18 protein-coding genes are annotated in these 18,605 nt (G+C 62.7%); 7 read left to right on the top strand and 11 right to left on the bottom strand.

Going from position 1 to position 18,605, the window contains the following annotated elements; translation table 11 throughout:
* Window positions 1-4 precede the first annotated feature (4 nt).
* From acnD to L6D64_RS03650, 4 genes are all read right to left on the bottom strand, one after another.
* Window positions 5-2,593, bottom strand: a complete 2,589-nt coding sequence (gene acnD / locus L6D64_RS03665) for a Fe/S-dependent 2-methylisocitrate dehydratase AcnD (RefSeq protein ID WP_176507463.1) — start codon at window positions 2,591-2,593, stop codon at window positions 5-7.
* A 165-nt stretch (window positions 2,594-2,758) separates the two neighbouring features.
* Window positions 2,759-3,886, bottom strand: a complete 1,128-nt coding sequence (gene prpC / locus L6D64_RS03660) for a bifunctional 2-methylcitrate synthase/citrate synthase (RefSeq protein ID WP_060483892.1) — start codon at window positions 3,884-3,886, stop codon at window positions 2,759-2,761.
* Between the two features lie 61 nt (window positions 3,887-3,947).
* Entirely contained in the window at window positions 3,948-4,838 is an 891-nt protein-coding gene (gene prpB, locus L6D64_RS03655; RefSeq protein WP_176507462.1) for a methylisocitrate lyase, read from the bottom strand.
* On the bottom strand, window positions 4,835-5,551 hold the full coding sequence (locus tag L6D64_RS03650) for a GntR family transcriptional regulator (protein WP_054883577.1): 717 nt from the start codon (window positions 5,549-5,551) through the stop codon (window positions 4,835-4,837). The genes prpB and L6D64_RS03650 overlap by 4 nt, the downstream gene beginning before the upstream one ends.
* A 299-nt stretch (window positions 5,552-5,850) precedes the next feature.
* On the opposite strand from L6D64_RS03650, the gene rloA reads away from it, so the two are divergent.
* From rloA to L6D64_RS03625, 5 genes are all read left to right on the top strand, one after another.
* Window positions 5,851-6,387 (top strand): retropepsin-like aspartic peptidase RloA, encoded by a 537-nt coding sequence (gene rloA / locus L6D64_RS03645; protein ID WP_176507461.1) that lies wholly within the window; start codon window positions 5,851-5,853, stop codon window positions 6,385-6,387.
* Window positions 6,388-6,392: 5 nt separating this feature from the next.
* A complete protein-coding gene (rloB, locus tag L6D64_RS03640; protein ID WP_176507460.1) occupies window positions 6,393-7,928 on the top strand; it encodes an osmotic stress tolerance membrane protein RloB in 1,536 nt (511 codons plus the stop codon).
* The gene (locus L6D64_RS03635; RefSeq protein WP_176507459.1) at window positions 7,928-8,908 is read left to right on the top strand and encodes an alpha-L-glutamate ligase-like protein; all 981 of its coding nucleotides are present in this window, start codon (window positions 7,928-7,930) and stop codon (window positions 8,906-8,908) included. The genes rloB and L6D64_RS03635 overlap by 1 nt, the downstream gene beginning before the upstream one ends.
* A gap of 222 nt (window positions 8,909-9,130) precedes the next feature.
* Window positions 9,131-10,474, top strand: a complete 1,344-nt coding sequence (gene pabB / locus L6D64_RS03630; RefSeq protein ID WP_176507458.1) for an aminodeoxychorismate synthase component I — start codon at window positions 9,131-9,133, stop codon at window positions 10,472-10,474.
* Between the two features lie 89 nt (window positions 10,475-10,563).
* Window positions 10,564-11,298, top strand: a complete 735-nt coding sequence (locus L6D64_RS03625; protein WP_176507457.1) for a phosphoadenylyl-sulfate reductase — start codon at window positions 10,564-10,566, stop codon at window positions 11,296-11,298.
* A 54-nt stretch (window positions 11,299-11,352) separates the two neighbouring features.
* Here L6D64_RS03625 and cysB read toward each other — a convergent pair whose 3' ends face one another.
* The 3 genes from cysB to L6D64_RS03610 form a co-directional block, all read right to left on the bottom strand.
* Window positions 11,353-12,327, bottom strand: coding sequence for an HTH-type transcriptional regulator CysB (gene cysB, locus L6D64_RS03620; protein ID WP_176507456.1), 975 nt, complete (start codon window positions 12,325-12,327; stop codon window positions 11,353-11,355).
* A gap of 129 nt (window positions 12,328-12,456) precedes the next feature.
* The gene (locus tag L6D64_RS03615) at window positions 12,457-12,954 is read right to left on the bottom strand and encodes a universal stress protein (protein ID WP_176507455.1); all 498 of its coding nucleotides are present in this window, start codon (window positions 12,952-12,954) and stop codon (window positions 12,457-12,459) included.
* Between the two features lie 103 nt (window positions 12,955-13,057).
* Complete coding sequence (locus tag L6D64_RS03610) at window positions 13,058-14,005, bottom strand: putative 2-dehydropantoate 2-reductase (protein WP_176507454.1); 948 nt, start codon at window positions 14,003-14,005, stop codon at window positions 13,058-13,060.
* Window positions 14,006-14,207: 202 nt separating this feature from the next.
* On the opposite strand from L6D64_RS03610, the gene L6D64_RS03605 reads away from it, so the two are divergent.
* Window positions 14,208-15,284, top strand: coding sequence for a 3-deoxy-7-phosphoheptulonate synthase (locus L6D64_RS03605; protein ID WP_054883569.1), 1,077 nt, complete (start codon window positions 14,208-14,210; stop codon window positions 15,282-15,284).
* Between the two features lie 64 nt (window positions 15,285-15,348).
* On the opposite strand, the gene L6D64_RS03600 is transcribed toward L6D64_RS03605, so the two are convergent.
* Complete coding sequence (locus L6D64_RS03600) at window positions 15,349-15,630, bottom strand: GNAT family N-acetyltransferase (RefSeq protein ID WP_008095521.1); 282 nt, start codon at window positions 15,628-15,630, stop codon at window positions 15,349-15,351.
* A 520-nt stretch (window positions 15,631-16,150) separates the two neighbouring features.
* Between L6D64_RS03600 and oprI the strand changes: the two genes are divergently transcribed.
* Window positions 16,151-16,402, top strand: a complete 252-nt coding sequence (oprI, locus tag L6D64_RS03595; RefSeq protein WP_003259780.1) for an outer membrane lipoprotei OprI — start codon at window positions 16,151-16,153, stop codon at window positions 16,400-16,402.
* Window positions 16,403-16,540: 138 nt separating this feature from the next.
* Here the strand turns inward: oprI and L6D64_RS03590 are convergent, their stop codons facing one another.
* The 3 genes from L6D64_RS03590 to L6D64_RS03580 form a co-directional block, all read right to left on the bottom strand.
* Entirely contained in the window at window positions 16,541-17,518 is a 978-nt protein-coding gene (locus L6D64_RS03590) for a L,D-transpeptidase family protein (protein WP_054883568.1), read from the bottom strand.
* Window positions 17,519-17,649: 131 nt separating this feature from the next.
* Window positions 17,650-17,931, bottom strand: coding sequence for a hypothetical protein (locus tag L6D64_RS03585; RefSeq protein ID WP_054883567.1), 282 nt, complete (start codon window positions 17,929-17,931; stop codon window positions 17,650-17,652).
* A 58-nt stretch (window positions 17,932-17,989) separates the two neighbouring features.
* Window positions 17,990-18,595 (bottom strand): arylesterase, encoded by a 606-nt coding sequence (locus L6D64_RS03580; RefSeq protein WP_176507453.1) that lies wholly within the window; start codon window positions 18,593-18,595, stop codon window positions 17,990-17,992.
* Between the last annotated feature and the right edge of the window lie 10 nt (window positions 18,596-18,605).

Genomic DNA, 18,605 nt, shown 5'->3' with positions numbered 1-18,605 from the left:
CTGTTCAAGCGGTCGCTTCGAGGAAGTCCTGGGCAAAGCGCTGCAGCACCCCGCCCGCCTCATAGATCGACACTTCCTCGGCAGTGTCCAGGCGGCAGGTCACTGGCACTTCGACACGCTCGCCATTGCGTCGCGTCACCACCAGGGTCAACGTCGCCCGTGGCTTGCGCTCGCCGAGCACGTCATAGGTCTCGCTGCCATCCAGGCCCAGGGTCTTGCGGTCGGTGCCCGGCTTGAATTCCAGTGGCAAAACGCCCATGCCCACCAGGTTGGTGCGGTGAATGCGCTCGAAGCCCTCGGCGACGATCGCCTCGACACCCGCCAGGCGCACGCCCTTGGCCGCCCAGTCGCGGGACGAGCCCTGGCCATAGTCGCCACCGGCCACGATGATCAGCGGCTGCTTGCGCGCCATGTAGGTCTCGATGGCTTCCCACATGCGGGTCACCTTGCCTTCCGGCTCGATGCGCGCCAGCGAGCCTTGCTTCACGCTGCCGTCTTCGTTGCGCACCATTTCGTTGAACAGCTTGGGGTTGGCGAAGGTGGCGCGCTGGGCGGTCAGGTGGTCGCCGCGGTGGGTGGCATAGGAATTGAAGTCCTCTTCCGGCAGGCCCATCTTCGCCAGGTACTCACCGGCGGCACTGTCGAGGAGGATGGCGTTGGATGGCGACAGGTGGTCGGTGGTGATGTTGTCCGGCAGTACCGCCAGCGGGCGCATGCCGCGCAGGGTACGCTCGCCAGCCAGGGCGCCTTCCCAGTACGGCGGGCGGCGGATATAGGTGCTCATCGGGCGCCAGTCGTAGAGTGGCGCGACTTTCGGCCCGCGCTCTTCCTCGATGGCGAACATCGGGATATAGACCTTGCGGAACTGCTCCGGCTTGACCGCCGCACGCACTACCGCGTCGATTTCCTCGTCGCTCGGCCAGATGTCCTTGAGGCGGATTTCCTTGCCGTCGACCACGCCCAGCACGTCCTTTTCGATGTCGAAACGGATGGTGCCGGCAATCGCATAGGCCACCACCAGCGGCGGCGAAGCAAGGAACGCTTGCTTGGCATACGGGTGGATACGCCCATCGAAGTTGCGGTTGCCCGACAGCACGGCGGTGGCGTACAGGTCCCGGTCGATGATTTCCTGCTGGATCACCGGGTCCAGTGCGCCGGACATGCCGTTGCAGGTGGTGCAGGCGAAGGCGACGATGCCAAAGCCCAGTTGCTCCAGTTCCTTTTCCAGCCCCGCTTCTTCCAGGTACAGCTGCACGGCCTTGGAGCCGGGTGCCAGCGACGACTTGACCCACGGCTTGCGGTTGAGGCCGAGCTTGTTGGCGTTGCGCGCCAGCAGGCCTGCGGCAATCACGTTGCGCGGGTTGCTGGTGTTGGTGCAGCTGGTGATGGCGGCGATGATCACCGCACCGTCAGGCATCTGCCCCGGTACTTCTTCCCAGGCGCCAGCGATGCCCTTGGCCGCCAGGTCGCTGGTAGCGACGCGGGCATGCGGGTTGGACGGGCCGGCCATGTTGCGCACCACGCTCGACAGGTCGAAGCTCAGGCTGCGTTCGTATTCGGCCTTGGCCAGGCTGTCGGCCCACAGCCCGGCGACCTTGGCATAGATTTCCACCAACTGCACCTGCTGGTCATCACGGCCGGTCAGCTTGAGGTAGTCGATGGTCTGCTGGTCGATGGCGAACATCGCAGCGGTGGCGCCGTACTCCGGGGCCATGTTGGAAATGGTCGCACGGTCGCCCAGGGTCAGGGCACGTGCGCCTTCGCCATGGAACTCGAGGTAGGCGCCAACCACTTTCTGCTTGCGCAGGAACTCGGTAAGGGCCAATACCAGGTCGGTGGCGGTGATGTTCGGCGCCAGCTTGCCGGTCAGCTCGACGCCGATGATTTCCGGCAGGCGCATCCACGAGGCACGGCCAAGCATGACGTTTTCGGCTTCAAGGCCACCGACACCGATGGCGATAACGCCCAGGGCATCGACATGCGGGGTGTGGCTGTCGGTGCCGACGCAGGTGTCCGGGTAGGCCACGCCGCGGTCGCTGTGAATGACCGGCGACATTTTCTCCAGGTTGATCTGGTGCATGATGCCGTTGCCGGGCTGGATCACGTCGACGTTCTTGAACGCCTTCTTGGTCCAGTTGATGAAATGGAAACGGTCTTCGTTACGGCGGTCTTCGATGGCGCGATTCTTCTCGAACGCCTGCGGGTCGAAGCCACCGCACTCCACGGCCAGGGAGTGATCGACGATCAACTGCACCGGCACCACCGGGTTGACCTGAGCCGGGTCGCCGCCTTTGTCGGCGATCGCATCACGCAGGCCGGCGAGGTCGACCAGAGCGGTCTGGCCAAGGATGTCATGGCACACCACGCGCGCCGGGAACCAGGGGAAGTCGAGGTCGCGCTTGCGCTCGATCAGCTGGCCTAGCGAGGCGTCGAGGCTGGCCGGGTCGCAGCGGCGCACCAGGTTTTCGGCCAGTACGCGGGAGGTATACGGCAGGCTGTCGTAGGCACCGGGCTTGATGGCCTCGACGGCGGCGCGGGCATCGAAGTAGTCCAGGGCGGTGCCTGGCAGGTTCTTGCGAAATGCAGTATTCATACGTTATCAGGCTCGGTCACGGTATTCGGGTGTGCAGGTCTGGCCCTTGGGGGCGCTGCGCGCCCCTTTCGCGACGCAAGGCCGCTCCCACAGGGACTGCGCCGCACCTGTGGGAGCGGCCTTGCGTCGCGAAAGGGCTGCGCAGCAGCCCCGGCACTCTAGGGTTCAGCGCTGCTCGATCGGTACGAACTGGCGCTGTTCGACGCCGACATACTCGGCGCTCGGGCGGATGATGCGGTTGTTGGCGCGCTGTTCGAACACGTGCGCGGCCCAGCCGGTCAGGCGCGAGCAGACGAAGATCGGGGTGAACAGCTTGGTCGGGATGCCCATGAAGTGGTACGCCGAGGCATGGTAGAAGTCGGCGTTGGGGAACAGGCGCTTCTGCTCCCACATGGTCTTGTCGATGGCTTCGGAGACCGGATACAGGACCGTGTCACCGACCTGGTCGGCAAGCTGCTTCGACCAGCCCTTGATCACCTCGTTGCGCGGGTCGGACTCTTTGTAGATCGCGTGGCCGAAGCCCATGATCTTGTCCTTGCGCTCGAGCATGCGCAGCAGTTCGGCGGTGGCCTCCTGCGGGCTCTGGAAGCGCTCGATCAGCTCCATCGCCGCTTCGTTGGCACCACCGTGCAGCGGACCGCGCAGCGAGCCGATGGCGGCGGTGACGCAGGAGTACAGGTCGGACAGGGTCGACGCGCAAACCCGCGCAGTGAAGGTCGAGGCATTGAACTCATGCTCGGCGTAGAGGATCAGCGACACGTTCATCACCTTGACGTGCAGCTCGCTTGGCTTCTTGCCATGCAGCAGGTGCAGGAAGTGGCCGCCGAGGGTGTCTTCGTCGCTGGTGCAGTCGATGCGCACGCCATGGTGGGTGAAGCGGTACCAGTAGCACATCACCGCAGGGAACAGCGCCAGCAGGCGGTCGGTCTTCTCGCGCTGGGCGTCGAAGGTCAGCTCCGGCTCCAGGGTGCCGAGCACCGAGCAACCGGTGCGCATCACATCCATCGGATGGGCGTCGCGGGGGATGCGTTCGAGCACCTCTTTCAGCGCCTGGGGCAGGTCACGCAGGCCCTTGAGCTTGCGTTTGTAGTCGGCCAGCTCCGCCTTGCTCGGCAGCTCGCCGTACAGCAGCAGGTAGGCGACTTCCTCGAACTCGGCACCGGCGGCCAGGTCACGGACGTCGTAGCCACGGTAGGTCAGGCCTGCGCCGGCCTGGCCCACGGTCGACAGAGCAGTCTGGCCGGCCACCTGGCCGCGCAGGCCAGCGCCACTGAGTACTTTTGCTTCGGCCATGGTGTTTCTCCTTTCTTGAACTTGTTATGGAAGCGATCTGGCTGATTCGGGAGCGGTGCGCTCAACCTCTCTTCTGGGCAAACAGCGCGTCGAGGCTCTGCTCGAAAGCGTGGTAGCCAATGGCGTCGTAAAGCTCCATGCGGGTCTGCATGGTGTCGATCACGTTCTTCTGGGTACCGTCGCGGCGCAGTGCGGTATAGACGTTTTCAGCCGCCTTGTTCATGGCCCGGAACGCCGACAGCGGGTACAGCACCAGCGACACGTCGACCGAGGCCAGTTCTTCGGTGGTGTACAGCGGCGTGGCGCCAAACTCGGTGATGTTGGCCAGGATCGGTGCCTGCACGCGGTCGGCGAAGGTCTTGTACATCGACAGTTCGGTGATGGCTTCCGGGAAGATCATGTCGGCGCCGGCCTCGATGCAGGCAGCAGCCCGGTCCAGGGCGGCGTTCAGACCTTCCACCGCCAGGGCGTCGGTGCGCGCCATGATCACGAAGCTGTGATCGGTGCGGGCATCCACTGCCGCCTTGATGCGGTCGACCATCTCCTGCTGGCTGACGATTTCTTTGTTCGGGCGGTGGCCGCAGCGTTTGGCGCCAACCTGGTCCTCGATGTGGATGGCCGCAGCGCCGAACTTGCACATCGAACGCACGGTGCGGGCGACGTTGAAGGCCGAAGCGCCGAAACCGGTGTCGACATCCACCAGCAAGGGCACGTCGCAGACATCGGTGATGCGGCGCACATCGGTCAGCACATCATCCAGGCCACTGATGCCCAGGTCAGGCAGGCCCAGTGAGCCGGCAGCAACACCGCCACCCGACAGGTAGATGGCTTTGAAACCGGCACGCTTGGCCAGCAGTGCATGGTTGGCGTTGATCGCGCCGACCACTTGCAGCGGGTGTTCGGCGGCAACGGCGTCGCGGAAACGCTGACCGGGGGTGCTGTTCACAGTCATTTCTCACCTCGTGGGCTGTTGTTGTTGGCGTCCAGATAGTGACGCTCGATGTTGCGCTTGGACGCGCCGATATGGCGGCGCATCAGGAGTTCGGCCAGTTCGCCGTCACGGTCGGCAATGGCATCGAGAATGCGGTGGTGTTCGGCAAAGGCCTGACGCGGCCGGTTGGGCGTGGCGGAAAACTGGATGCGGTACATGCGCACCAGTTGATACAGCTCGCCGCAGAGCATCTTGACCAGGGTCTGGTTGCCGCTGCCCTGGATGATGCGGTAATGGAAGTCGTAGTCGCCTTCCTGCTGGTAGTAGCCAAGCCCGGCCTGGAACGCGGCATCGCGCTCATGGGTATCGAGCACCCGGCGCAGCTCGTCGATGTCGGCCTGGCTCATGCGCTCGGCTGCCAGGCGGCAGGCCATGCCTTCCAGCGACTCGCGGATTTCGTACAGCTCGATCAGTTCGGCGTGGTTGAGCGAAACCACCCGCGCGCCGACATGCGGTACCCGCACCAGCAGGCGCTGCCCCTCCAGCCGATGGATGGCCTCGCGCAGCGGGCCGCGGCTGATGCCATAGGTGCGTGCCAGCTCGGGCTCGGAGATCTTGCTGCCGGGGGCAATGTCGCCCTTGACGATCGCCGCCTGGATACGCCGGAAGACATTCTCGGACAAGGTTTCCGTTTCGTCTGCTTCAGCAGGGCTTGGGGTGGTGATGTCCAGCATATTGTCGACACCTTGCTAATCACTTGAGCAGAAACTAGCGAATCAGCGGCCCACAGTCAAAGACAAAATCAACATTGTCGACAATCGTCTAAGAACGAACTTACCCAGTGATGGCGTTGTCAGATCGCTTCACGCTGGCGTCAAGACGTCGGCGTGATAGAATGCCGCGCCTCCAAGGGGGTATCGATAGTGTATTTGTCATCAATTCATGTTGTTGACAGATGAACGAGGAAGCTTGTGCAGCCGTTGCCAGTCACCGTTGCCCCGCACCCTGCACAGCTCAGCATCGCGCCAGGACTATGAGACTTACACCCGTATTATTGCTGTTATGCCTCGCCCTGCTGCCGGCCCTTGGCCAGGCGGCGGGCAAGACCGTGTACGGTCTGAACGAATACGCCCGGCTTGGCGACCTCGACCTGGAAGTGGCCGCCAAGCTCGACACCGGGGCCAAGACTGCGTCGCTCAGTGCCCGTGACATCAAACGCTTCAAGCGCAACGGCGAAAGCTGGGTGCGCTTCTACCTGGCCATCGACGCCGCCCATTCGCACCCCATCGAGCGCCCCCTGGCCCGCGTGAGCAAGATCAAACGCCGCGCCGGCGACTATGATGCGGAATCCGGCAAGGCCTACACCGCCCGCCCGGTCATCGAACTGGAAATCTGCATGGGCCAGGCCCGGCGCACCATCGAAGTCAACCTCACCGACCGCAGCGCCTTCCAGTTCCCGTTGCTGATCGGCTCCGAGGCGCTCAAGCACTTCGACGCGCTGGTCGACCCAAGCCTTAAATACGCGGCCGGCAAACCTGCCTGTGCCACCGACGCTACCAAAGCAGAGTAATCCCGATGCGCTCTCTTACCCTCCATCTGAAAGTCCTGATCACCGTGCTGGTGTTGCTCGGCGTGGCGGTCACGGCCTATCAGATCTTCGTGCTCGGCATCCCGGTGACCGAAGACGAGACCGATGACCTGTGGAACATCGACGCCAAGGTCGAGTTCATCGCCAGCTCCAAGGACCCGGTCAAGATCCAGATGTTCGTGCCGCCGCTGAACCGCGACTACGTCAGCCTCAACGAGAGCTTCATCTCCAACAACTATGGGGTGAGCGTCAACCGCGCCGACGGCAACCGCAAGGTGACCTGGTCAGCGCGCCGTGTCAGCGGTAATCAGACCCTGTACTACCGGCTGGTGCTGACCAAGCGCTACAGCAACGAAAAGTCCGCCATCAAAGGCCCGACCTTCCGTGACAGCCTGGCCATCGAAGGCCCGGAAAAAATCGCCGCCGAAGCCCTGATGGCCCCTATCCGCCAGCACTCGGCCGACGTCGAGACCTTTGTCAGCGAGACCATCAAGCGGGTCAACAACCTCAACGACGACAACGTCAAGCTGCTGCTGGCCGGTGACACCTCGCCAATGAAGAAAGCCCAGGTCATCGACCTGCTGCTGTCGATCGCCCATGTGCCGATGGAAAAGGTCCACACCATCCGGCTGGTTGCCGATACGCCCCAGACCCCGGAGCTGTGGCTGCGCAGCTTCAACGGCAACGACTGGCTGTACTTCAACCCGGACACCGGCGAACAGGGCCTGCCGGCCGACCGCCTGCTGTGGTGGACCGGGGATGACAACCTGATCACCGTCGATGGCGGCAAGAAAGCCAACGTCACCTTCAGCATGAACAACAGCGAGATGAACGCCATCCGCCTGGCCAAGCTGACTGACGAGAACACCGACGCCGACTTCCTCGAATACTCGCTGTACGGCTTGCCGCTGCAGACCCAGCAGACCTTCATGATCATGGTCATGATCCCGATCGGGGTGCTGGTGATCCTGATCCTGCGCAACCTGATCGGCATCCAGACCCTGGGTACCTTTACCCCGGTGCTGATCGCCCTGGCGTTCCGTGAGACCCAGCTGGGCTTCGGCATCATGCTGTTCACGGTGATCACCGCCCTGGGCCTGTCGCTACGTTCGTACCTGGAACACCTGAAGCTGCAGATGCTGCCGCGCCTGTCGGTGGTGCTGACCTTTGTCGTGGTATTGATCGCCGCCATCAGCCTGTTCAGCCACAAGCTGGGCCTGGAGCGCGGCCTGTCGGTGGCACTGTTCCCGATGGTGATCCTGACCATGACCATCGAGCGCCTGTCGATCACCTGGGAAGAGCGCGGCGGTGGCCATGCCATGAAAGTGGCGATCGGCACCCTGTTCGCGGCCTCCCTGGCGCACTTGCTGATGATGGTGCCGGAGCTGGTGTACTTCGTCTTCACCTTCCCGGCCGTGTTGTTGATCCTGGTGGGCTTCATGCTGGCGATGGGTCGCTACCGCGGCTACCGCCTGACCGAGCTGGTGCGTTTCAAGGCATTCCTGAAGAAGGCTGACGCCTGATGTTTGGCCTGATCAAGACATGGAAAGCCCTGGAGGCCCGGGGCATCATGGGGATCAACCGGCGCAACGCGGACTACGTGCTGAAGTACAACAAGCGGCACTTGTACCCGATCGTCGACGACAAGATCATCACCAAGGAGCGTGCGCTCGCAGCCGGCATCCATGTGCCGGAAATGTACGGCATCATCGAGACCGAGAAGCAGATCGAAAAGCTTCACGAGATCATCGGCGGGCGCAACGACTTCGTCATCAAGCCAGCGCAAGGCGCTGGCGGTGACGGCATCCTGGTGATCGCCGACCGCTTCGAGGACCGCTACCGCACGGTGTCGGGCAAGATCATCAGCCACGAGGAAATCGAGCACCAGGTGTCGAGCATCCTCACCGGGCTGTACTCGCTTGGCGGCCACCGAGACCGGGCGCTGATCGAGTATCGGGTGACCCCCGACCAGATCTTCAAGAGCATCAGCTACGAGGGTGTGCCGGACATCCGCATCATCGTGCTGATGGGCTACCCGGTGATGGCCATGCTGCGCCTGCCGACCCGCCAGTCCGGCGGCAAGGCCAACCTGCACCAGGGCGCCATCGGTGTGGGTGTCGACCTGGCCACCGGCGTGACCCTGCGCGGCACCTGGCTGAACAACATCATCAGCAAGCACCCCGACACCACCAACGCGGTGGACGGCGTACAGCTGCCGAACTGGGACGGCTTCATGAAACTGGCCGCCGGCTGCTATGAGCTGTGCGGGCTGGGCTATATCGGCGTGGACATGGTGCTGGACCAGGACAAGGGGCCGCTGATTCTCGAACTCAATGCCCGCCCTGGCCTGAACATCCAGATCGCCAACGATACCGGGCTGACTCAGCGCACCCATGCCATCGAAGCGCACATCGAAGCGCTGGCCAAGGACGGCATTACCGAAGACGCCGAGCAGCGTGTGCGGGTGGCCCAGAACCTGTTCGGGCACGTGCATCCGCGCTGACCCTCAAGGGCCTCCCCGCCGGCAAGCCGGCTCCCACAGGTACCGCACTGCCCTCAGGGCCTGCGCTCCCTGTGGGAGCGGGTTTACCCGCGAAGCAGCCACCGCAGTGGATGGCACCGGCTTCGCCGATGTTCGCGGGCAAGCCCGCTCCTACAGGGCTAGGCGCTTTTTCTGCACAGGTCTACAATCGCCCTCCTTGCTTTTTCATCGCCGTCCACACTGATGCCGACCTGTACGCTCCACCCCCTGCCCTACCAGCCTGACCCCGCTGCCTATTTCGCCCGCCTGCGCCAGGCCCCCGGCGCGATCCTGCTCGACAGCGCCCGCCCCGGCGCCGAGCGCGGCCGCTTCGACCTGCTCAGCGCCTGGCCCGTGCAGCACCTGCAGGCCCAGCCCGACGAGGATGGCCGCGCCTTCCTTGAACGCCTGCGCGCCAGCCTGGCACAACTGGGTGAAGCACAGCTGCCCGCCGGCATCGAACTGCCCTTCGTCGGCGGCCTGATCGGCTACCTGAGCTACGACTTCGGCCGCCGCCTGGAACAGCTGCCGCAGCTGTCGACTGACGACCTGGGCTTGGCCGATTCGCAACTGGGCCTGTACGCCTGGGCACTGCTGACCGACCACCAGCTTGGCACCAGCCAGCTGGTGTTCCACCCGAGCCTGGCCCCAGAAGAGCGGGCTCGCCTGGCGGCGCTGTTCGAGACTGTCGACACTTCGACGTGCGGTGATTTCCAGCTGCTCGCGCCCATGCAGGGTGACCTGCAGCCGGAACAGTACAAGGCCGCCTTCGACCAGGTGCAGCGCTACATCCAGGCAGGCGACTGCTACCAGATCAACCTCACCCAGCGCTTCCGCGCCCCTTGCCAGGGTGACCCGTGGCAAGCCTACCAGGCCTTGCGCAAAGCCTGCCCGACGCCATTTTCCGGTTACCAGCAACTGGCTGATGGCAGTGCGCTGCTGAGCTTCTCCCCGGAACGCTTCATCCGTGTCGGCCGAGGCCAGGTGGAAACCCGCCCGATCAAGGGCACCCGCCCGCGCTCGGCCGACCCCGCCGAGGACGCCCGCAATGCCGAGGAGCTGCGCCACAGCGCCAAGGATCGCTCGGAAAACCTGATGATCGTCGACCTGCTGCGCAACGACCTGGGGCGCACCTGCGAAATCGGCTCGGTGAAGGTGCCGGAGCTGTTCAGCCTGGAAAGCTACCCCAACGTCCATCACCTGGTCAGTAGCGTCACCGGCCGGCTGGCCCGCAACAAGGACGCCCTGGACCTGATCGGCGACAGCTTCCCGGGTGGTTCGATCACCGGCGCACCGAAAATCCGCGCCATGCAGATCATCGACGAGCTGGAACCGACACGTCGCGCGCTGTACTGCGGCTCGCTGCTGTACGTGGACGTGCGCGGCGAGATGGACAGCTCCATCGCCATTCGCAGCTTGCTGGTCAAGGATGGCCAGGCCAGTTGCTGGGGCGGCGGCGCAGTGGTAGCCGACTCGAACTGGCAGGCCGAATACGAAGAATCGATTGCCAAGGTGCGGGTACTGATGGAAACGCTGCAGAGCCTTTGAGGCTCTCGCCAGGCGTCTGCCCGGCCATTTTTTGTTACCATCACTCGATTACGAGCGCACAGCGCCACAGCCAAGATGGAAACCGCCTGATGAGCCAACCCTTCGACGTCGCCGCCCTGGCCGCGACCTATGCCAACAAGTCCCCGCAGGACATCCTCAAGCTCGCCTTCGAGCACTTTGGCGATGACCTGTGGATCTCCTTCAGCGGCGCCGAGGATGTGGTGCTGGTCGACATGGCCTGGAAGCTGAACAAGCAGGTCAAGGTGTTCAGCCTCGACACCGGCCGCCTGCATCCGGAGACCTACCGCTTCATCGACCAGGTGCGCGAGCATTACAACCTGCCGATCGAAATCCTCAGCCCGGATCGCGCCAAGCTCGACCCGTTCGTCAAGGAAAAAGGCCTGTTCAGCTTCTACAAGGATGGCCACGGCGAATGCTGTGGCATCCGCAAGATCGAACCGCTGCGGCGCAAGCTTGCCACCGTCAGCGCCTGGGCCACCGGTCAGCGCCGTGACCAGAGCCCGGGCACCCGCAGCCAGGTGGCAGCACTGGAGATCGACGCTGCCTTCTCCACCCCTGAACGCCCCCTCTACAAGTTCAACCCGCTGGCGCAGATGACCAGCGAGGAAGTGTGGGGTTACATCCGCATGCTCGAATTGCCGTACAACAGCCTGCATGAGCGCGGCTTCATCAGCATCGGTTGCGAGCCTTGCACGCGCCCGGTGCTGCCAAACCAGCACGAGCGCGAAGGCCGCTGGTGGTGGGAAGAGTCGACCCAGAAGGAATGCGGGCTGCATGCCGGCAACCTGATCAGCAAGGCCTGATTCGCAGGTAAAGAAAAACCGGCCATTGGGCCGGTTTTTTCATGCCTGGTGCACTCAGTGCACCGGCAGTTCGACGCCTTCGAACAGCTCTTCGAGTTCCTGCTTGTTGTGGCACTGAATGGCCTTGGCCATCACTTCACGGGTCAGGTGCGGTGCGAACTTCTCGATGAAGTCGCACATGAAGCCGCGCAGGAAGGTGCCACGACGGAAGCCGATCTTGGTGATGCTGGCTTCGAACAGCTCGCTGGCATCCAATGCCACCAGGTCGCTGTCGAGCTTGGTGTCGACCGCCATTTTGGCCACGATGCCCACGCCCAGCCCAAGGCGCACATAAGTCTTGATCACGTCGGCGTCAGCCGCGGTGAACACCACCTTCGGCGTCAGGCCACGGTGATTGAAGGCTTCGTCCAGCTTCGAACGGCCGGTGAAGCCGAACACATAGGTGACAATCGGGTATTCGGCAACCGCTTCCAGGGTCAGCTTCGGCAGCTTGGCCAGCGGGTGACCTTGCGGTACGACCACGCAACGGTTCCACTTGTAGCACGGCATCATGATCAGGTCGCCGAACAACTCCAGCGCCTCGGTGGCAATGGCGAAATCGACGGTGCCGTCGGCGGCCATTTCCGCGATCTGCATCGGCGAGCCCTGGTGCATGTGCAGGGCGACTTCCGGGTACTGCTTGATGAAGCTGCTGATCACCGGCGGCAACGCATAGCGGGCCTGGGTGTGGGTGGTCGCGATGGACAGCGTGCCCTTCTTCTCGTTGGAGAATTCCTGGGCGATCTGCTTGATGCTCTCGACCTTGCGCAAGATCTCACCAGCGGTGTTGATGATGCGCTCACCGGCCGGGGTCACCCGGGTCAGGTGCTTGCCGCTGCGGGCAAAGACTTCAACACCCAATTCGTCCTCGAGCAGGCGGATCTGCTTGCTGATGCCCGGCTGTGAGGTATACAGGCTCTGCGCCGTCGCGGAGACGTTGAGGTCATGGTGCGCCACTTCCCAGATGTAGCGCAGTTGTTGAAGCTTCATAGGTTTCCCTCGAATCGGCGGTAAGTCAGCGGCAGCAGGCAGCGACGAGATATAACTATATTAGTGGTTCTCGAAATAAAACTAGAACTATTTTGTTACACGCGCCTCCGAAACAGACTACAGCCAGCTTCACGATTTCCTACGCCCTAAGTGCTGCGAGAGCGGTACCATGTACACCGGCACCGGCGACAGTTGCAGCAGGCGCACCGCCGTCCGCCCAATCGGCACATCCACCCCGGCACCGGCACTGTGGCTGCCGAAGATCAACAGGTCGACGCTCAGCCGCTGCGCCTGGTCAAGGATGACCTGTGCCGGGTCACCCTGACGCACCCGCACCGCCCTGATCAGCGCCAAGTCAGCGTCCTCGCCCAATTCGTCACGGAAGGTCTCCAGCACCCGCTGTTCGATATTGGCCATCACCGTGTTGACGCCTTCACTGTGCAATGCATCCAGCGTCTGCTCATCGAGGTAACTCTGCAGCAGCGACTCAGCGAACTGGCCCATGGGCTCCACCGCGTGAATCACATAGAGTTCTGCGTTGAAGGCCCGAGCCAGGGTCAGGGCGTGCTGCATGACAAAAGGTGCGTAGACACCGAGGTCGGTGGCGTACAGCATGGAGCGGATCATTCGACCTCCTCGACTGCCGTGGCGGCAGAGCAAGCTTCAGCTTAGCAGTGCACCGGACCCGCGCTCTGCCGTCCGGCGCACTGCCGATGCGGCCTGCAGAGCATCAGCCAGCTCGGTTGGCGCGATCGATGAAGGCCAGGGCCTGATACAACATTTGCATCCGCGGCAGACTGCAGCCGGCCGCCCCGGCACGGGCAATCGGCTCGGCATAGATCGCCTGCAGTTCCAGCGGGCGTTGCTGGGCATGGTCGTGGTACATGCTCGGCCAGTAATCAGGCATCTGCTCGGTCATGCGGAACAGTTGCTCAGCATAGCCCGCTGGCAGCTCATACCCGCACGCGGCAGCGCCTTGCACCACTTCAGCCATCAGCGTCTGGATCAGGTCGCGACTCTCGTCAGCGGCCATCAGCGGCGCGGTGCTGGCCCCCAACAATACCGAAAGGCCGTTGTACGGCACGTTCCATACCAGTTTCTGCCAGCGCGCCTGAGCCAGGTTGGCCATCGGCTGGGATTCGACGCCCGCCGCACGGAACAGCCCGGCGCCCGCCGCCACGATCGCCGCACCGCCATCTTCGGCCGGCCCACTGTGGTAACCGAGGTTGACCGCTCCCAGCGCCTGGTGGCGGATCACCCCCGGGGCCTGGCGGTTGACGCAGATGAAACACAAGCCGCCGAGCAGGTGCAGGTTACCCGGCAAGGCCACCCTCAACTGCTCCTCCACGCCCAGGCCATTCTGCAACAGCACCACCTTGGCATCGGCTGTGGCGGCCTGGACGATCAGCGGTGCGAGCTCGACGTTGCTGGTTGACTTGGCACCCACCAGCAGCCAGTCGCAGGGCGGCATGTCGGCAGCGCTGGCGTAGGCATTGACCGGCATCTGCAACATGCCATGCACGGCATGCTCCAGCTTCAGGCCCCGTTCGCGCACCACGTCATATTCGCTGCGCAGCAGAAAATGCACATCGAAACCAGCGCGCGCCAGCATCAGCCCATAGAAGCCACCGATAGCACCGCTGCCAATGATGCCGATGCGTGGTTTACGAATAGCCATGGAAATCTCCTGAGTAGGTTGGTTGGCTTTTTTACACCCTTCAGGGCCTTGCAGGCGCACACAAGTGTGTCAGCGCGTACCAAATCCCATTGTCGCGCCCCCTGTAACGCGCTAAGGTTCGGCTCCCCGCTGCGAACATTATTGCTGCTGGGCCGCACGGGGATTGCTGGCGGCCGGCACCCGTGACCTGACGAGTAACACGATGGCTGATTTACCGATCGACGACCTTAACGTTGCCTCCAACGAGACCTTGATCACCCCCGATCAGCTCAAGAAGGAGATCCCCCTCAGCGCCAAGGCCCTGCAGACTGTGACTGCCGGCCGCGAAGTGGTGCGCAATATCCTCGACGGCAAGGACCATCGCCTGTTCGTGGTAGTCGGCCCCTGCTCCATCCATGACATCAAGGCCGCTCATGAATATGCCGAGCGCCTGAAGGTGCTGGCCGAGGAAGTGTCCGACACGCTGTACCTGGTCATGCGCGTGTACTTTGAAAAGCCACGCACCACCGTTGGCTGGAAAGGCCTGATCAACGATCCCTACCTGGATGACTCGTTCAAGATCCAGGACGGCCTGCACATTGGCCGCCAGCTGCTGCTGGACCTGGCCGAAATGGGCCTGCCGACCGCTACCGAAGCACTCGACCCGATCTCCCCGCAGTACCTGCAGGACCTGATCAGCTGGTCGGCCATCGGCGCCCGCACCACCGAATCGCAAACCCACCGCGAGATGGCCTCGGGCCTGTCATCGGCGGTCGGCTTCAAGAACGGCACCGATGGCGGTTTGACCGTGGCCATCAACGCCCTGCAGTCGGTGTCCAAACCGCACCGCTTCCTCGGTATCAACCAGGAAGGTGGCGTATCGATCGTCACCACCAAGGGCAACCCGTATGGCCACGTGGTGCTGCGTGGCGGCAATGGCAAGCCGAACTACGATTCGGTGAGTGTCGCCCTGTGCGAACAGGACCTGGCCAAGGCCAGGATCAAGGCCAACATCATGGTCGACTGCAGCCACGCCAACTCCAACAAGGACCCGGCCCTGCAGCCGCTGGTCATGGAGAACGTCGCCAACCAGATCCTCGAAGGCAACCAGTCGATCATCGGCCTGATGGTCGAGAGCCACCTGAACTGGGGCTGCCAGTCGATCCCGAAAAACCTCGACGAACTGCAGTATGGGGTGTCGATCACCGATGCCTGCATCGACTGGTCGACTACTGAAAAGACCCTGCGCAGCATGCACGCCAAGCTCAAGGACGTGCTGCCGCAGCGCAAGCGCGGTTGAGTCAAGCGCGATGAAAAACGCCGGGCATTGCCCGGCGTTTTTGTAACAGGTGTCGCTGGCCCGTTCAGGCCTTGCTCGAATGGCGCTGCTGGCGCTCCATGTAGCGCTCCACATACGAGCAGGAAGGAATCACCGTGTAGCCCATCTGGTCTGCATACTCGAGGGCTTTCTCGGTCAATGCTGCTGCGATCCCGCGGCCACGCAGAGCGTTGGGCACAAAAGTGCGATAGATGTCCAGTGTCTGCTTGCCCAGGTCCATGTAGGTCAGGTAGGCACGATGACCGTCCACGTTGGTTTCGAACTGATGACCGGCCTGGTCATGGTGGATGGTCAGCGCTTCACTCATCACTACTCCTCGCAGGCCTTTCTGGCAGACCCTTACCTTAACCGTGTGGTTTATCCGGCGGAGGAACCTCAACGCCACCTCATGCCCCTTGGACCACCCGCCGACAGCAATTGTTCGACCGGGTCGGGCACTCACAAATAGTAGGCGCCGCAAGCGGGATTGCTCAAGGTGGTCAGCGTTAAAAAGTAGCAGCAGGCCACCCCTGGAGCTTGCACACCCTGCAACAGCAATCACGCCCTGAACAGCAACCGGATGTTGTTGTGCTTAAGACGCTAGGAGACAGTTAAAGTCACCGCTAGTTCAGCAAAAAAGTTCCTGTAGCACAATCGCTTGCACCGGCTGTACGGTTTTTTCACAAAACCCCGGCAAATCTTGTCGGCGTGACCCATAGCAACATTTTTTTTGCAGTTCTTGCGCTCAGTCAGTTTACTTACTACAAGTAATGGGTACTATGTACGCCGGCCAGTTTCTCTTTTCCGAGAGATGGCTATTTAATAGAAAGTCCTTGAAGGGGAACACGATGAACAACGTTCTGAAATTCTCTGCTCTGGCTCTGGCCGCAGTTCTGGCTACCGGTTGCAGCAGCGTATCCAAAGAAACCGAAGCTCGTCTGACTGCGACTGAAGACGCAGCAGCTCGCGCTCAAGCTCGTGCTGACGAAGCCTACCGTAAGGCTGACGACGCACTGGCAGCCGCTCAGAAGGCTCAGCAGACCGCTGACGAAGCCAACGAGCGCGCTCTGCGTATGCTGGACAAAGCCAGCCGCAAGTAATAATCCTCACGGATTGTTATGGAGCCGACCCACTTGTGGGTCGGCTTTTTTATTGCCTGAAGGAAAGGTCTCCAGCGGAAAGCAAAAGGCCCGCATCAGGCTGTTAACCCGAGCGGGCCCGAAGGTGTTACAAAAGCGTTACTGCAGTTCGGGTGGGATGCTCGACACCATCGGTGCGGCACCCTGGTTATTGACCGGTACGGCAATTTCCACCGGCATGCCGTCTTCTGCAGCCACCACGTCACGTACCATGTCCCAGTTCATGCGCAGGTTGTTGGCCAGGTCTTCACGCTTGAGCAAGGCATTGATGACTGCCGTGTGCTTGTCGACCACGGACGGGTTGCCATGATCGTCCAGCGGCGTATGGGCCTCGAGATAAACCTTGCCGCCACTGATGCCGAACTTGTAAGGCTCGTTGATGATGCGCACCGGCGTGCCCACCGGGACCATCTTCGACAGTTCCAGCACGTTGTTGTTGAGCATGCGGAAGCAGCCATGGCTGGTGCGCATGCCGATACCGAACTTCTTGTTCGAACCATGGATGAGGTAGCCCGGCACACCCAGGGTGAACTTGAACGGCCCCAGCGGGTTGTCAGGGCCGGCCGGCACCACGGTCGGCAGGATGTCACCGTCTGCGGCGTGCTCGGCACGGATCGAGGCGGGAGGCGTCCAGGTCGGGTTCGGCGTCTTCGCGGTGATCTTGGTCATGGCCACCGGGGAACCCCAGCCTTCGCGCCCGATGCCCAGCGGGAAGGTATGCACCACGTTCTGCCCTTTCGGGTAGTAGTACATACGGTACTCGGCCAGGTTGATGACGATGCCTTCACGCGGGCCCGGCGGCAGGATATAGCGGGTCGGCAGGATGATTTCGGTGCCAGCGCCCGGCAGCCACGGGTCGACACCCGGGTTGGCAGCGATCATTTCCAGGTAGCCGAGGTCGTTGGCAGTGCCGATGTCGGCAAAGGTGTCTTCGTACTTGGCCTTGATCGTCTGGACCTGGCCAACGACGTCTTCACCGGGCGGTGGCAGTGGCAATTCCAGCGCAGCAGCGGGGCCCGCTACCAGCAGGGCGGCCAGGGACAGGCAACGGGTGACGGCGGGAAAGCGCGGCAACATCCGGTAAATCCTTCGAAAGGTAGTCAAGAAGCACGATTGTACACCCGCCTCGCTGCAAGCGGGAGGCATTGGCGTCTTACATGCGTTTCAGATGATGAAAGGTGCGCGCAGTTTCGTACCTGCCCTTCACCTCAGAGTTCGGGCCAGACCGGCCGCATGCCGCGGCGCTGGGCATCGAGGATCGCCCGGCACAGGTCGCACAGGCGTCCGTCACGGTAAATGCTGCGCGACACACCGGACCAGCGCGGTTGCGCCGGCAGCAGGCCACCGCACAAGGTACGGTCGACCGGCACGCCGAGTTCGAGCTGACGGGCCACGAGGTGGACGCGGATTTCCTGGCAAGCGAACAGGTCGAGCTGCTCATCAGGCTCGATCAGTTGATAGGCAAACAAGGACCAGGCAGGGCGCGGCATCGGGGGCTCTCGAAACGGGGGGCGCAACATTAGCCGAAAGCCGGCCCCGTTTAAAGCGTCACAGCAAGGGTTTTATCTTGGGCCAGGCATTTTCCAGCAACCGCTGCTGCGCAGCCTGTGCCGGATGGATGCCATCGGCCTGCATCATCCCCGGCACACCGCCGACCCCTTCGAGGAAGAACGGCACCAGCGCCACCTGCTTTTCCGTCGCCAGCTGTTCATAGACGTTGGCGAAGGCCGTGGTATAGCGCACGCCATAGTTCGGTGGCAGGCGCATGCCCAGCAGCAGCACCTTGGCCCCTGCCTGATGGGCATTCTCGATCATCGAGGCAAGATTTTGTTGCAATTGCTGCGGAGGCTGACCGCGCAGGCCATCGTTACCCCCCAACTCCAGCACCACCAGGCTCGGCTTGTGCGCTGCAAGCAGCGCCGGCAGCCGGGCCTGGCCGCCTGCACTGGTGTCGCCACTGATCGACGCGTTGACCACCTGATCGTCGAAACCTTCGTCCTTGAGCCGGGTCTGCAACAGAGAGACCCACCCCTGGCGGGTATCCAGGCCAAAACCGGCGCTGATACTATCGCCGACGACCAGCAATGTTCCCGCCGCCGCGCTCTGGGCCAGGCAATACAGGGCTAGACCGGCACTCAACCACCACATTCGCATCGGATTCTCC

Origin of the sequence: Pseudomonas urethralis (assembly GCF_021602465.1) — a bacterium.
GTDB classification, from domain to species: Bacteria; Pseudomonadota; Gammaproteobacteria; order Pseudomonadales; family Pseudomonadaceae; genus Aquipseudomonas; species Aquipseudomonas vlassakiae.
This window is presented reverse-complemented; position numbering and strand designations above follow the sequence as displayed.